Below are 14,551 nucleotides of genomic sequence, written 5' to 3'. Positions count from 1 at the left end.
GAGCCCGATCGGTCCGGTTTGCGAACGCCAGCTCGGTTCGCGAACCGGATTGCCCGAGCTCGTCAGTCGAGGTGGTCGACCAGGGTGGGGGCGATCCCGACGTAGGTCTGGGGAGTCATCGCGGCGAGGCGCCGCTCGACCTCCTCGGGCAGACCCAGACCCTTGACGAACTCGACCAGCTCCGGCTGGCCGATGCGCCGGCCACGGGTGAGCTCCTTGAGCCGCTCGTAGGGCTCCTCCATGCCGGGCACTCCTTGGGCGCCGAGGGCACGCATCGCCGACTGGATCGGCTCGCCGAGGACCTCCCAGTTGCCCTCGAGGTCGCGGTCCATGGCTTCGGGAACGGCGTCGAGACCGGCCAGGCCCCGGGTGGCGTTGTCGAGCGCCAGCAGCGAGTGGCCGAAGGCGACACCGATGTTGCGCTGCATCGAGGAGTCGGTGAGGTCACGCTGGAGGCGGGACTGCACGAGGGTCGAGGCGAGGACGTCGAGGAGGGCGTTGCTGACCTCGAGGTTGGCCTCGGCATTCTCGAAGCGGATGGGGTTGACCTTGTGCGGCATGGTGCTGCTGCCGACGGTGCCCTGGCCGCGGACCTGCGCGAAGTAGCCCATGGAGATGTAGGTCCAGACATCGGTGCACAGGTTGTGCAGCACCCGGTTGAAGCGGGCGATGTCGGCATAGAGCTCGGCCTGCCAGTCGTGGCTCTCGATCTGGGTGGTCAGCGGGTTCCAGGTGAGGCCGAGGCCCTCGACGAAGCTCTCGCTGATGTCCTCCCAGTCCGCCTCGGGCACGGCGGCGACGTGGGCTCCGTAGGTGCCGGTCGCGCCGTTGAGCTTGCCGAGGAACTCGGCGTCCTCGATGCGCCGAAGCTGACGCTGGAGGCGCCACGCGAGCACGGCGAGCTCCTTGCCCAGGGTGGAGGGCGTCGCCGGCTGGCCGTGGGTGTGCGAGAGCAGCGGCACCGCGCGGAGGTCGGAGGCCATGGTCGACACGGCCTCGACGAGGGCGTTCGCGCGCGGGAGCCAGACGTCCTCGACCGCGCCCTGCACCATGAGCGCGTAGGACAGGTTGTTGATGTCCTCGCTCGTGCAGCAGAAGTGGATGAGCTCGGCCAGGCCCTTGTCGGACTCGGACGGGGCGACCTCGGCGAGGCGCTTCTTGAGGAAGTACTCGACCGCCTTGACGTCGTGCTGGGTGACCTTCTCGGTCTGCGACATCTCGGCGATCTCGTCGGGGCCGAAGTCCTCGACGATCCGGCGCAGGCTCGACTTCTCGTCGTCGGTGAGCGCGCGCACGCCCGGGACGACCTGGTGGTCGGTGAGGTGGATGAGCCACTCGATCTCGACATGGATCCGCTGCCGGTTGAGCGCCGGCTCGGACAGGTGGTCGACGAGGGGCGCCACCGCGCCGCGATAGCGACCGTCGAGGGCGCCGAGCGCGATGGAGGGAGTGACGTCAGCGAGGGAGCCCATGGGTGCATTCTCCCATCGACGCGGACGGTGCCGATCCCGGTGCCCTGCGTTCTGACACCCCGAAGACGCTCGCCCCTCAGCATTCCCAGATTTGTGACACTTGCTCCCAGCTCCCAGCTCCCAGCTGCCGGGGACCGAGGAGTGGAGGGGGCACATGAGCACCGAGCCAGACGCGTCACGCGCTGCCACGCGTGGTCAGCTGATCGCCGTCATGGCGTGGTGCCTGCTTGCTGCCTTCGGGCCGGTCCTGACGCTGGCAGCTGCTTCCTACGGGTCGTCGGTCCCCTTCGTCGTGGCGATGATCCTGCAGGTGGCCGCCCTCGTGTGGGTCGGCCGCATCGCGTGGTCGTGGCGGGATCCGCCGCGCGGCGCTCGGGCCATGGACTTCGTTCTGGGGGCCGTGGTGCTCGTGACCGGCGCTGTCGCCCTGGTGCTGGTCAGGGAGGTCGCGCAGAGCTTCGGCATCCGGGGCAGTGCCCTCCCACGCGTCCGGAGCGGGATCGCCGACCCGGTGGACTTCGCCTACCTCGGCGCAACGGGGGTGGTCGTGACCCTGATGGGGGCGGCGGTCGTCCTCCTCCTGCTCATGGCGCGGAGCACGGCGTCGGTGCGTGCCGTGTCGCAGAGCGCTGGCGAGAGCTCTGGCGAGGCGATCGACGCGGTGGAGGCGCTGCTGGCCGTCCCGGCGCAGCCTCGCCAGACCCTGGCGGTGACCTCGGCGAGGGATCCGTTCCTGCGCCGGCTGATGGGTCGCTCCGCGTGGATCCTCTTCGGAGTCTGCGCCGCCCTGAGCGTGCCCGGGCTGTGGCTCGTGGCCGCTGACTACGAAGGCAGCCTGGAGCTGGTGGGTGGGGTCGTCCTCTACATCGGTGTGCCGGTGACGGCCTGGGCCGTCCTGCAGTCGGTGTGGCGCCGCGACGAGGACTTCGGCGTCGCGGTCCCCGCACTGCTCCGCAGCATGGTGGTGCCGGTCGTCACCGCCCTCCCGATCGGGTTGCTGCAGCTGCTCCTCGTCCACCTGCCGGTGTTTGCGGATCGAGTCCGCTCCTACCAGCGACCCGATGAGGTGTACGAGGGCCACTACTGGTTCCCGCTCGAGGACGAGTCACTGTTCACGGCGTTGGCCCTCGACCTGACCTTGGGTGGCGTGGCCATGGCGGGAGTGGCGGGGCTCGTCGTGGCGGTCTTCCTGGTGCTGCCGATCACGTCCTTCCGTGATCCTGACCAGCTCATGAGGGAACAGGGCATGAGTGGGAGCCGGGAGCACCGCGCGCGCAACGTTGCGGCGGCGCGAGTCCTGGCGCTCGGGCTGCCCCTGGCCTTCGTCGTGCCGGCGCTTCTCGTCGGCACCGACCCCGGCGACACCAGACGATGGATCGCCATCGCGCTCGCGGTGGTGGGAGTCGGAGCCCTCTACTACGTCTGGCGGAACCAACGCGTCGACCTCGCAGCGCGTGCATCGGGGCGGATGCCCATGGGCGTCCTCAACCCGGACGACCGCCGGCGACTGGACGACGCCACTGACGCGTCCGGCAGCGGCAGTGGCCCAGCGACGCCGACCTAGACTTCGCAGGTGTCCCCCTCCACGCCTGCGCCCAGCGAGTCCGCGCCGGCGCGCACCGAGGCCGTGCGACGGCTGCTGAACTCGGAGCACTTCGCGAGGAGCCGACGCTTCGCCGACCGGCTCGACACGGACCCGGTGCTGCTGGAGGAGCTGCTCGACCTCGTCCGTGTGCGGCGCGTCGAGAACGACCCGCGGCTCGCACCCCTCGCCGGGCGCATCGCCCGGGCCGTGGACTGGCTGAGCGGGCCGGCCCGCGTCGGGGACGACTCGGCCGCCCTCACGGCTCGACGCCGCATGACACTTGCCGCCCTCTGCTACCTCGTCGAGTTCGACGACGTCATCCCTGACGGTGTCCTGGGTGGGACGGTCGACGACCACATCGTGCTCGACGTCATCCTCGGCCAGGCGCTGGACCCCGACGAGATCTGACCCTCGCGCTGGTCACCGGACGACCCACTCCCACACCGTCCACAGTCCGATGCCGATGAGGGCGACCAGTGACAGGGCGAGACCCACCTCGGCATAGGTCTGGTCGAACGAGGCGTCGCCTCCACCACCGGTGGTCCATGTCGAGGTCGGCGAAGTCGGCAGCGCTGAACCGCTGGGCCCGGCGCAGACCACCGAGCCCCGGTATGCCGTCCGCCCGCCGTCCACGTGACCTACGACGTCGCGCGCTGAGCCGACGCCCGACGGTGCTCGGCGGTCAGCACCGGTCAGCGCCACGCGAGCCAGAGCAGGAGCAGCGGCAGCACGACGACGGCACCGGCATACAGGTACATCAGGACGACCACGGGTGCGGCGAGCGCGGGCTGGGCAAGCAGGCGCATGCGCGCAGCGGTGGTGCCCTCGCCCGCGACTCCGAGACTCGCCTCGGGCGCCTGGCCCTGCGCGAGAGTCAGGAGCGCCCGAGCGGTGGGGACCGGGCCGGAGGAGCGCACGGCAGCGCGGTCGGCCAGCGCCTCGACGAGGAGCCGCACCTCGCGCAACGCCGCGGGTGAGCGCACTGGGCCGGGCACCGAGTGGTGGAGGACCGTGAAGTACTCGATGAGGAGGTCGTGCCGGCCACGGAGGTGGGCGCGCTCGTGGGCGAGCACGGCCTCGAGCTCGTCGGTCGGCAACGCAGCCAGTGCGCCCTGGGTGAGGACGACCCGCGACCGGCGGCCGGGCAGGCAGTAGGCCGTCGGTGTCGCGTGGTCGAGGATGCGTATGCCGTCCGCTCGCCCGCCGTCGTCGGGCTCGGCAAGCACATCGACGAGCTCCCGGTGGCGGGCCCTTGCGGCTCGGAGGCGAGTGCCGATGCGGTGTCCCGACAGGAGGAGTCGGCCGAGTACCAGGAGCGCCAACGCAGCCGCGGTCCCGAGGACGATCCAGCGTCTGTTCTCCATCCACCAGAGCGTGGTGGCGCAGTCATCCTGGCTGCTGCACGCGATCCAGCCGTACGTCGTGTTGTCCAGATACCCCAGTGCCGCCGGCGCAGCGAAGAGGGCCGCGAGCACCGCCGAGAGCGAGACCGCCTGCCACGCCACGAGGGCGGGTCGCGGTGCCCGGCGGAAGGCGACGAGGCGCGCCATGACTCGCGGAGCGACTCCGGCGAGGACGACGGCAAGGCCGGCGAGGAGGAGGGCGTACACGTGCGCCGAGGCCTCAGCCGCGCCGCTGCTCGACCTCGGCCAGGGCCGCGCGCAGGTCGTCGAGCTCCTCGGGCGTGGCGCCGTCGAGGAAGTGCAGCAGGGTTGCCCGACGGTCACTCGCGTCCCCGAGCGAAGCCCTCATCGTCTCCGCGGTGAGCGACTCGCGCGTGCCTGCCGGGGTGTAGCGCCAGGCCCGGCCGTCGCGCTCGCGGGTGACCAGACCCTTCTTGGACAGGCGGTCGAGCACGGTCATCACGGTCGTGTAGGCGAGGGAGCGGTCCGCCGGCAGGGCCTCGAGCACGTCGCGCACGCTCGCTCCCTCGGGCCGCCGTCCCGACGCCTCCCAGAGCTGCTCCATGACGGCTCGCTCGAGGTCGCCGAGTCGGGGAGCCGATGGCGTGGAGGGCGTAAATGGCGTGGCGGGCACGGCTTCAGTCCTTGCGGGTGGGCGTGAGATCGATGACCTGGTCGACGGCGTCGAGCCCCTCGTGACGATGGCTGACGACGACCACGGTACGCCCGGACGTGGCCGCCCAGACGTCACGCATGACACTCGTCGCCGTGGCGTGGTCGAGGTGGGCCACGGGCTCGTCGAGGAGGATCACGGGACGTCGTGACAGGACCGCTCGGGTGAGCGCGAGCCGGGCCCGCTCGCCGCCGGAGACCCCCCGCCCGCCCGATCCGATCCGGGTGCCCAGTCCGTCGGGCAGGGCGTCGAACCAGCTCTCGAGCCCGCAGACCCGCAGCGCGTCGACGAGGTCCTGATCGCTCGCGTCCGGCTGTGCGAGAGCGAGGTTCGCACGCAGGTCAGCCGCGAAGACGTGTGGCTCGTCGTCGACCACGGCCAGCAGCTCGCGCACCGCGTCGGCCGCGAGCTCGGTGACATCCCGACCGTCGACGAGGTATCGACCCGATGCCGGGTCGAGGGCCCGCGCGAGGACGGCGAGGAGCGTGGACTTGCCCGACCCGTTGGCGCCGACAACTCCCACCCGACGCCCGGGCGCGAGGTCGAGGTCCACCGGTCCGACGTCCACCCGGCCCTCGACCCACCCTGCCGAGACGCCCTCGAGACGCAGGTGCGGCGCGGTCGAGGACTGCCGTCCCCGGCCGACATCGGCCACCGCGGCGGTCTGGTCGAGCAGGGTCTCGACTCCGGCCCGACTCTGCTCGGCCCGGGCCTGGGCCCGCACGGCGTCGGCGAAGGGCAGGACGGTGTCGGCCAGGGCCGCGGGGACGACGACGAGCAGAGCCGTGACGGCGCTGGGCAGCTCGGCCCGGCCGGCGATGACGGCCATGACCACCGTGGTGACGCCGGTGAGGACGAGCACGCCGCCCGTGACCAGCGCCCGGCCGCGGCTCTGCGTGCGCAAGGCCCGGGCAAGGCCGGTGTGCGCCGCGTCGAGTCGGGTGAGCACGTCACCTGCCGCTCCGATGGCCTGCAGCCGTGGCGTATGCCGTGCCACGAGCTCGGCAGCTCGGCTCACCTCTGCGCGGGCCGCTCCGAGGAGGGGCTGCGCTTCGCGTTCGAGGGCCAGGCCCCAGCGGGCGAGCAGGACCACGAGCGCCGACCAGGTCGCGACGAGGACTCCCGCCCCTGGCTCGAGGGCCCCGGTGAGGAGGATGGCGAAGAGGGCCGCGACACCGGCCGAGAGCACGGGGACCCGCACCCGCACGTGGGACTCGACGACGTCGGTGAGGTCGTCGACCACACCGGCGAGCACGGCACTGCGCGAGCGGCGGCCGAGGCGAGCCGGAGTCAGCGGGATGAGGGCGGCATACACCTCCGTACGTGCTGTCGCGAGGTCCGCGAGGGCGGAGTCGTGCGAGCGGAGCCGCTCGAGGTGACGGAAAAGGGGGCGCGCCATGCCGAAGGCGCGCACGCCGACGATGGCCGTGAGCAGGGTGAGGATGACGGGGCGCTCGGCGGCGCGCACGATGAGCCAGCCGGAGGTCGCGGTGAGTGCGACGCCTGAGGTCAGCGCGAGCCCTCCCCACAGTCCGGCGAGCGCGGCGGGCCGGCGCCCCGTTTGCTCAAGGACGGTCATGACGTCGCCTCAGCCAGCGTGTGCCCCAGCCGCAGGTGGCGCTCCGCGACCGCGACCAGCTCGGCCGCGTGGGACACGGCGAGGACGCAACGGTCGGTCGCGAGCTCACGGACGAGGTCGAGGACGAGCCGCGTGCCGTCCTCGTCGAGGTGGGCGGTCGGCTCGTCGAGCAGGAGGACGGGCGCGTCGGACAGTGCGGCCCGGGCCAGACCCAGGCGGAGCCGCTGACCGGCCGAGAGCCCGAAGCCGTCGTCCCCGAGGCGCGTCTCGAGCCCGTCGGGGAGCGAGGCGACGAACTCGTCGAGACCTACCCGGCGCAGCGCCGCCCACGGCTGCTGACCGGTGAGGTCGGCGTCGGTGCCGAGTCGGAGCGCCTCCTCGATCGTGCCGTCCGGCAGGAACGGCCGCTGGGTCACGTAGTGCACCCGTCCGGTCGAGATCGTGCCCGCAGTCAGCGTCCGCAGTCCGGCGACGAGGTCGAGCAGCGTCGACTTCCCGACCCCGGACTCACCCGTGATCACCGTGAGTCCGATCCCCGCGGTCAGCGTCACGCCGTCGAGCACGAGCGCCTCCGACCCCGGATACGCGTAGCCCACCTCCTCCACGACCACTTCCGACCCACTGCCGGCTCGGTGCACCCGGTGAGCCGAGGTCTCGAGCTCGGTGAGGATGTCGTCGATGGCGGTGGCACCGTCGGCCGCGGCGTGGAACTCCGCCCCGACCCGACGGATCGGCCAGTAGGCCTCCGGCGCGAGGAGGATGGCGAGCAGACCGGCCTCCAGCGTCATGGATCCATGGGTGAGCCGCAGCCCGACCGACACCGCGACGATGGCGACCGAGATCGTCGCGAGCAGCTCCAGCGCCGCCGAGGACAGGAAGGCCAGCCTCAGGGTGCGCATCGTCGCCGCTCGGTGCTGCTGCGACACCGCCCGGACGACATCGACCTGCGGACCGGCGCGCCCGAACGCCACGAGCGTCGGCAGCCCGCGCATGACGTCACCAAAGTGCCCGGCGAGCTGTTCGAGCGCCCGCCAGCGACTCATCGTGTCGTCCTGCGTCGTCCTGCCGATGAGGGCCGCGAAGAGCGGCAGCAGCGGCAACGTCACGACGACGATGACTGCACTGAGCGGGTCGACGACCACGAGCGCCGCGACGGCGAGCACGGGCACGACGGCACTGGCGACGAGGGCCGGGAGGTAGCGGGCGGCATACGGTTCGACAGCGGCGGCTCCCTGGACTGCGAGGGTCGACGCCTGCTCCGCCTCGGGTCGCGCCTCGGCCGGCGCGCTCGACCAGCGAGCGAGCAGCTGCCGCCGAAGGGCCGAGCTGACCGCAGTCGCCGTGCTGGCGCCGATCCGCTCGACGAGCATCGCCAGTGCCGCCCGCACGACGAACGCGACGGTGACCCACATCGCACTGCGCTGCCAGCTGCCCTGTGCCACGAGGTCGGTCACCAGACGAGCGAGAGCCACAGCCAGGGCGATCGCGGCGGCGCCCTGGCCGGCGGCGACGACGGCAAGGGTGGTGACCGGACGCCGAAGGGCCGGTGCCATGTTGAGCAGTTGACGATCGAAGGGCTTCATGCGTGTATGCCGTCCGCTCACTTCACGAGCGCGGGTGCGCCCAGGAGCTCGGTGGAGAGCCGTCGCCGGAAGACCCAGTAGGTCCAGGCCGTGTAGAGGAGCACGATCGGCGTGAAGAGCAGGGCAGCGACCGACATGATCTGCAGCGTCATGGGAGTGCTCGCAGCGTTCTCGATGGTGAGGGAGGCGCCACCGGGCAACGTCGTGGGCATGACCGCCGGGTGGAGCGCGACGAAGTAGGCCGCGGAGATGCCGACCCAGGCCAGGGTCGTGCCGGCGAAGGCGACCCGTTCGCGACTCGCCCGGCTCGCCGCGAGCCCGCCGACGAGGGCGGCCCCGGCCAGTGCCGTCAACGAGAGGACTGGCCCCGACCCGTCGACGCCGAGGAGCCAGCCGAGCAGTGCGATCACGAGGACCACGGCCACCAGGCCCGATCGGGACGCAGCCCGGGCGGCCTCTGCGCGCAGGCTCCCATCCGTCTTGAGGGCGAGGAAGCAGGCCCCGTGCGTCACCGACAGTGCGACGAAGGCGGCACCACCGAGCAGGCTCGGCAGGTTGAGCAGCGTCCCCAGCGAGCCGACGAACTCGAAGTCGGCGTCGAGGGGGACACCGCGCACGAGGTTGGTGAGCGAGAGCCCGACGAGGAAGGGGGCGGCCACCGAGCCGCCGATGACGGCCGCGTCCCACTGTCGGCGCCAGCTGTCGTCGTCACGCTTGTGGCGGTACTCCAGGCCCATGTTGCGGACGATCAGGGCGACGAGCAGAGCCAGGAGCGGGAGGTAGAAGGCCGAGAACATCGAGGCGTACCAGTGGGGGAACGCGGCGAAGGTGGCACCCGCGGCGGTGATGAGCCAGACCTCGTTGCCGTCCCAGTGCGGGCCGATCGTCGTGAGCATGACACGCCGCCGCTTGTCGGCGTCGTCCGCCCCGGTGCCGACGTGAGGTCGGCGACCGAGGACGGGCAACAGTGCGCCGACCCCGAAGTCGAAGCCCTCGAGGACGAGGTAGCCGGTCCACAGCACCCCGATGAGGATGAACCAGATGAAGGCGTAGTCCATGTCGAACCTCTCGTCAGTAGGAGAACTGCAGTGGTGCGTCCTCGGCGGGCGCGGCGGCCGGCTCGTGGAAGGGCTCCGCGCCGTGGGCGACATACCGAAGGAAGAGACGCACCTCGACGACGGCGAGCCCGGCATACAGCAGGGTGAAGACGGTCATCGACGTCCAGATCTCGGCCACGGACATCGATGGCGAGACGCCGAAGGCGGTCGTCATCAGCCCGTTGACGAGCCACGGCTGTCGACCGGTCTCGGTGAAGATCCACCCGAAGCTGTTGGCGAACAGGGGCAGCAGCGGCGCGGCGACCGCGGCCCACAGCCACCACCGCGACGACGGGGCCCGAGTCGAGCCGCGGGTCATCCACAGCAGCAGTAGCGACAGGCCGATCGAGGCGAAGCCGAGCCCCATCATGAGGCGGAAGGTCCAGTAGGCGAGCGGCACGTTGGGGGTGTAGTCCGCGTCACTGTCGGCCGCGACCGCTGCCACGTCGGGGCCGTAGGTGCGTTCGATGCCGGCGACCATCTCGGCGTTGCGCGCCTTGATCTCGTCGATGCCCTCGACGCGACCGTCGGGGTTGCCGGTCGCCATGAACGCAAGGACCTTGGGCACCTTGATCGCGAAGACCTCCTCGGTGCCGTCGAGCGAACCGATGGTCAGGATCGAGAACCCGGCACCGGTCTCCGACTCGTACAGCGCCTCCGCCGCAGCCATCTTCATCGGCTGGACCTCGGTCATGATCTTGCCCTGCACGTCACCGGTGACGACGACGCCAATGCTGGCGACGAGGGTGAGGACCGCGCCGAGACGGGTGGCCTTGCGATACATCGGGACGTCGGCTGCGTCGCCGGCCCCGGTCGCGGCCGCGCGCCGCCACAACCAGACACCCACGCCCATGACCACCGCTCCACCGACCATGTACGCCGAGGTGATGACGTGGGGGAACGCCACGAGCTGGACCTTGTTGAGCAGGATGGCGAGGAAGTCAGTCATCTCGGCGCGCCCCGACTCCGGGTTGTAGCGGAAGCCGACGGGGTTCTGCATGAAGGAGTTCGCCGCGAGGATGAAGTAGGCCGACAACAGCGTGCCCACGTGGACGACCCACATCGTCGCCGCGTGCAGCTTCTCCGGGATGCGTCCCCACCCGAAGATCCACAGGCCGAGGAACGTCGACTCGACGAAGAACGCGAGCAGGGCCTCGAGGGCCAGCGGCGCTCCGAAGATGTCACCGATGAAGCGGGAGTAGTCCGACCAGCTCATCCCGAACTGGAACTCCTGGACGATCCCGGTGACGAGACCGAGGGCGAAGTTGATCGTGAAGAGCTTGCCCAGGAACTTGGTCAGGCGCAGCCACTCGGGCCGGCGGGTCCGCACCCACGCGACATGGGTGACGGCGACGACGAAGGACAGGCCGATCGTCACCGGCACGAAGAGGAAGTGGTAGACGGTGGTGATCGCGAACTGCCATCGCGCGAGGTCGACGGGCTCCATGGCTCTCCTACGGGTTGCTTCCCTGGGATGCGAGGCTCTACTACAGTCGATAGTAATACGACAGGGCGTAGTAGATCAAAGGCGACGTCACGTCGCGCTGGGGGCAGACGCGACGACCCGCGCACCGATCGGTGCGCGGGTCGTCGAGGTCGGCGCGTCAGGCGCCAGCAGTCTGGGCGGCGGGCCTCAGTCGTCGTCGCCGTCGGGCAGGACGACGCTGAGCAGCCAGGACACGACAGTGATGATGACGGCGCCCATGACGGCGTCCCAGAAGAACTCGTCGATCGTGAACGCCAGCCCGATGGGGTCGGCGATCCACTCGGTGATCTGCAGCATGAACGCGTTGACGATGAACGTGAACAGCCCCAACGTCAGCACGATCACCGGGAACGACAGGAACTTGGCGATGGGCCGGATGACGGCGTTGACGAGGCCGAAGACGAGGGCGACGAGCACGATCGTCACGACCTTCTTGGTCCACTCGTCTTCGGTGCCGAAGCTGATGCCGTCGAGCAGGCCGGCGGCCGCCCAGAGAGCGACGGCGTTGATGAGGACTCGGATCAGGAAGTTCTGCACCGGCACATGCTCCCACGTCCGGCGTTCCCCCTGACGTCGGCTCGGCCCGGAAATCTCGGATCGGACGTGTTGCAACAGGTGCAGATCCGAGATTTCTGCGTCATGCGGGTGTGGCCCCTACAGTGACCAGCATGACCGACGGCTCCACCTCGACCCCCGCCTCGCAAGTCCGCCTCCGGAAGGCGCTCGACGCGGTTCCGGCCTACGTCGCAGGGCGGCCGGCGGAGGCCCAGGCCGGCATCACGGCCTACAAGATCTCGTCGAACGAGAACCCCTACCCGCCGCTGCCGTCCGTCCTCGACGTCGTGCGTGAGCAGGCGGGACAGATGAACCGCTACCCCGACATGGGTGTCACCGCTCTGACCGAGGCGATCGCCCAGCGGCTCGACGTGCCCGCCGCGCGCGTCGCGACCGGGCCGGGAAGTGTCGGCGTCCTCGGCCAGGTCATCACCGCGTTCTGCGACCCGGGCGACGAGGTCGTCTTCGCGTGGCGCAGCTTCGAGGCGTACCCGATCCTCGTCGCCCTCGCCGGCGCGACGCCGGTCCAGGTGCCGCTCACCAGCGAGGCACGTCACGACCTCGACGCCATGGCCGACGCGATCACGGACCGCACCAAGGTCGTCCTCGTGTGCACACCCAACAACCCGACCGGTCCCAGCGTGCGGACCGCGGAGCTCGAGGCGTTCCTGGACCGCGTCCGGGACGACGTCCTCGTCGTGCTCGACGAGGCCTACCTCGAGTTCGTCACGAGCGACGACGCGCCCGATGCCGTGGCCATCCACCGGGCCCGGCCCAACGTCGCCGTGCTGCGCACCTTCTCGAAGGCCTATGGCCTCGCGGGTCTGCGGATCGGGTATGCCGTGGCGCACGAGCCCGTGGCCGAGGCCTTGCGCAAGGCGGCCATCCCGTTCGGTGTGAACTCCCTCGCGCAGGTGGCGGCGATCGCCTCGCTCGAGGCGTTCGACGAGCTCGACGTCCGGGTCAAGGAGCTCGTCACGGAGCGGGCCAGGGTCGTCGCCGAGCTGGAGCGTCAGGGCTGGGAGCTCCCGGACACCGACGCCAACTTCGTGTGGTTCCCGATGGGTGAGCGCACGGCCGAGTTCGCCGCCGCCTGCCAGGCTGCGGGCCTCACCGTCCGGCCCTACGGCACGGACGGGGTGCGCGCGACCATCGCCGAGCGTGAGGCCAACGACCGGCTGCTCGAGGTCACGGCTGCCTTCTCCCGCGACTGACCACGTGCGGAGGTCGGCGTATGCCGGCCGCCCGCGGTGATGAGGACGCCCACCACGACGACGGCGCACCCGAGCCACTCGAGCGCCGTCGGGCGTTCGCCGAGGACCACCCAGGCCGCGGTGAGGCCGGTGACGGGCACGAGCATCGAGAACGGCGCGACGGTGCCCGCCGGGTGGCGGGCCATGAGCCAGGACCAGATCCCCGTGCCCACCACGGTCGCGACGAGGCTCGTGTAGAGCAGCCCGGCCACGGCGGCTCCACCCACGGACGTGCCCACTGAGGTGAGGGAGTCGAGGATCCGGTCCGGCCCCTCGACGACGAGGCTCAGCGCGAGCATGGGGAGTGGTGGCACGACGCTCATCCACATCGTGAGGCGGAAGGGCTGCGCCGTCCGGGCTCGGCGCACGGCTAGGTTGCCGAAGGCCCAGCCCAGGCCCCCGAGCACGGTGAGGACGAACGGCCACACGGCCGACACGTCGCCGCGCTGGGAGCCGACGACGGCGAGGCCCGCGATGGCGACGAGGACACCCAGACCACGCCGAGGTGACAGGTGCTCGCCGAGCAGTGCGCCGAGCACGACGGTGAAGGGCGCGGAGCTCTGGAGGACGAGCGAGGCGAGCCCGGCCGGCATACCCGTCGCCATGCCCCAGTAGAGAAACGCGAACTGCAGGACCCCGAAGCCGAGTCCGTAGAGGAGCACCCAACGCCAGGCGACGTCGGGCCTCGGCACGAAGAGCACCGCAGCGAGCGCCAGCGGGAACCAGCGCAGGGCGACGGTGAAGAAGGGTGGGAACTGCTCGAGGGAGGCGTGGATGGCGATGAAGTTCACCCCCCAGAGGACGGCGACGAGCACGGCGAGGAGGCGGTGGCGAGTGGGCACGGGTCCAGCGTGGACGGCATACATTGCTTCGGTCTACTGATTCCTTCTTGATTGTGTGCTTAGGCTTCCTACATGGACGCTCGCCACCTCACCCTCCTGCGGGAGCTCGCCGACCGAGGCAGCGTCGCCGCCGCGGCGGCCGCGACCCACCGCACCGGCTCCGCGGTCTCGCAGCAGCTGCGCACCGCGGAGCGAGATCTCGGCGTCCGTCTCGTCGAACCCGTGGGCCGCGGACTGCGGCTCACCGACGCAGGGCAGCTCCTCGCCGCAGGCGCCGTCGACGTCGAGGCCGCGCTGGCCCGGGTCCAGGCCCAGCTCGACGAGTTCCGGGGGCGACCCACGGGGACGGTGCGGATCGCGGCGCTGACGAGTGCGGCCGAGTTCCTCGTGCCGCCAGCCCTGATGTCGCTCGCCGCCGAGGGGATCGAGGTCGAGCTGAGCGACACGGACGTCTCGGAGGAGGACTATGCCTCGCTCGCCGCCGACCACGACATCGTCATCGGCCACAGCCTCCTCGGCGCCATCCCTCGGGGCGCCGAGCAGCTCGTCCACACCGTGCTGGCCCGCGAGCCCCTGGATGTCGCGCTGCCGGCCGACCACCCGCTCGCCGGCAAGGCGCACCTGGGACCCCGGGACGTCGTGGACGAGCCGTGGATCGGCGTCCCCGTCGGGTATCCGTTCGCGACCGTCCTCGACGCGGTCGAGTGGGCGACCGGACGGCCGGTCAGGGTGGTCCAGCGCGTCCGCGACAACCGGGTGGTCGAGGCGCTCGTGCACGCCGGCGCCGGCCTCGCCCTGCTCCCGCGGTTCACGACCCGTCCCAGGGAGGGTGTCGTCCTGAGGCCGCTGCGCGGTGTCAACGCCCGACGGTGGGTCGTTGCACTTTCGCGCCCGGACCGGGCAGAACGTGCCGTCGTGCGCCGTGGGAACGCCGTTCTTCGTGATGTCGGGCGGCTCACGTACACGTAACGCACAGATTTCTTTGCTGTGGGTCTGGCGGGTCGCGGATTGACGGGTAACACT

At 71.0% G+C, this 14,551-nt stretch carries 14 protein-coding genes; 4 read left to right on the top strand and 10 right to left on the bottom strand.

Annotated elements, in window-relative coordinates; all coding sequences use genetic code 11:
* Window positions 1-62 precede the first annotated feature (62 nt).
* A complete protein-coding gene (purB, locus tag ACFQW8_RS06725; protein ID WP_380086202.1) occupies window positions 63-1,472 on the bottom strand; it encodes an adenylosuccinate lyase in 1,410 nt (469 codons plus the stop codon).
* Window positions 1,473-1,626: 154 nt separating this feature from the next.
* Here purB and ACFQW8_RS06720 point away from each other — a divergent pair, with 154 nt between their 5' ends.
* Window positions 1,627-3,036 (top strand): hypothetical protein, encoded by a 1,410-nt coding sequence (locus ACFQW8_RS06720; RefSeq protein ID WP_380086201.1) that lies wholly within the window; start codon window positions 1,627-1,629, stop codon window positions 3,034-3,036.
* A 9-nt stretch (window positions 3,037-3,045) separates the two neighbouring features.
* Window positions 3,046-3,465 carry a hypothetical protein gene (locus tag ACFQW8_RS06715; RefSeq protein ID WP_380086200.1) on the top strand — a complete coding sequence of 140 codons (420 nt, stop codon included), beginning with the start codon at window positions 3,046-3,048 and terminating at the stop codon, window positions 3,463-3,465.
* A 12-nt stretch (window positions 3,466-3,477) separates the two neighbouring features.
* Here ACFQW8_RS06715 and ACFQW8_RS06710 read toward each other — a convergent pair whose 3' ends face one another.
* The 8 genes from ACFQW8_RS06710 to ACFQW8_RS06675 form a co-directional block, all read right to left on the bottom strand.
* Entirely contained in the window at window positions 3,478-3,759 is a 282-nt protein-coding gene (locus ACFQW8_RS06710) for a hypothetical protein (RefSeq protein ID WP_380086199.1), read from the bottom strand.
* Window positions 3,750-4,667: a M56 family metallopeptidase gene (locus ACFQW8_RS06705; RefSeq protein ID WP_380086198.1), complete on the bottom strand. Its 918-nt coding sequence runs from the start codon at window positions 4,665-4,667 to the stop codon at window positions 3,750-3,752. Before ACFQW8_RS06705 ends, ACFQW8_RS06710 begins: the two co-directional genes overlap by 10 nt.
* Window positions 4,668-4,680: 13 nt before the next feature.
* Window positions 4,681-5,025, bottom strand: a complete 345-nt coding sequence (locus tag ACFQW8_RS06700; protein ID WP_380088613.1) for a BlaI/MecI/CopY family transcriptional regulator — start codon at window positions 5,023-5,025, stop codon at window positions 4,681-4,683.
* Window positions 5,026-5,098: 73 nt separating this feature from the next.
* Window positions 5,099-6,712, bottom strand: coding sequence for a thiol reductant ABC exporter subunit CydC (gene cydC, locus ACFQW8_RS06695; protein ID WP_380086197.1), 1,614 nt, complete (start codon window positions 6,710-6,712; stop codon window positions 5,099-5,101).
* Window positions 6,709-8,295, bottom strand: coding sequence for a thiol reductant ABC exporter subunit CydD (cydD, locus tag ACFQW8_RS06690; RefSeq protein WP_380086196.1), 1,587 nt, complete (start codon window positions 8,293-8,295; stop codon window positions 6,709-6,711). Before cydD ends, cydC begins: the two co-directional genes overlap by 4 nt.
* Window positions 8,296-8,312: 17 nt before the next feature.
* Complete coding sequence (gene cydB, locus ACFQW8_RS06685; protein ID WP_380086195.1) at window positions 8,313-9,353, bottom strand: cytochrome d ubiquinol oxidase subunit II; 1,041 nt, start codon at window positions 9,351-9,353, stop codon at window positions 8,313-8,315.
* 13 nt (window positions 9,354-9,366) lie between these two features.
* Window positions 9,367-10,839, bottom strand: a complete 1,473-nt coding sequence (locus ACFQW8_RS06680; RefSeq protein WP_380086194.1) for a cytochrome ubiquinol oxidase subunit I — start codon at window positions 10,837-10,839, stop codon at window positions 9,367-9,369.
* A gap of 186 nt (window positions 10,840-11,025) precedes the next feature.
* The gene (locus ACFQW8_RS06675) at window positions 11,026-11,415 is read right to left on the bottom strand and encodes a phage holin family protein (RefSeq protein ID WP_380086193.1); all 390 of its coding nucleotides are present in this window, start codon (window positions 11,413-11,415) and stop codon (window positions 11,026-11,028) included.
* A 131-nt stretch (window positions 11,416-11,546) separates the two neighbouring features.
* Between ACFQW8_RS06675 and hisC the strand changes: the two genes are divergently transcribed.
* A complete protein-coding gene (gene hisC, locus ACFQW8_RS06670; RefSeq protein ID WP_380086192.1) occupies window positions 11,547-12,647 on the top strand; it encodes a histidinol-phosphate transaminase in 1,101 nt (366 codons plus the stop codon).
* Here hisC and ACFQW8_RS06665 read toward each other — a convergent pair.
* Window positions 12,557-13,528, bottom strand: a complete 972-nt coding sequence (locus tag ACFQW8_RS06665; RefSeq protein WP_380086191.1) for an EamA family transporter — start codon at window positions 13,526-13,528, stop codon at window positions 12,557-12,559. The genes hisC and ACFQW8_RS06665 overlap by 91 nt on opposite strands.
* A 72-nt stretch (window positions 13,529-13,600) precedes the next feature.
* On the opposite strand from ACFQW8_RS06665, the gene ACFQW8_RS06660 reads away from it, so the two are divergent.
* Window positions 13,601-14,497 (top strand): LysR family transcriptional regulator, encoded by an 897-nt coding sequence (locus tag ACFQW8_RS06660; RefSeq protein WP_380086190.1) that lies wholly within the window; start codon window positions 13,601-13,603, stop codon window positions 14,495-14,497.
* Window positions 14,498-14,551 lie beyond the last annotated feature (54 nt).

This window comes from Knoellia altitudinis, assembly GCF_042666355.1.
Taxonomy (GTDB): Bacteria; Actinomycetota; Actinomycetes; order Actinomycetales; family Dermatophilaceae; genus Knoellia; species Knoellia altitudinis.
This window is presented reverse-complemented; position numbering and strand designations above follow the sequence as displayed.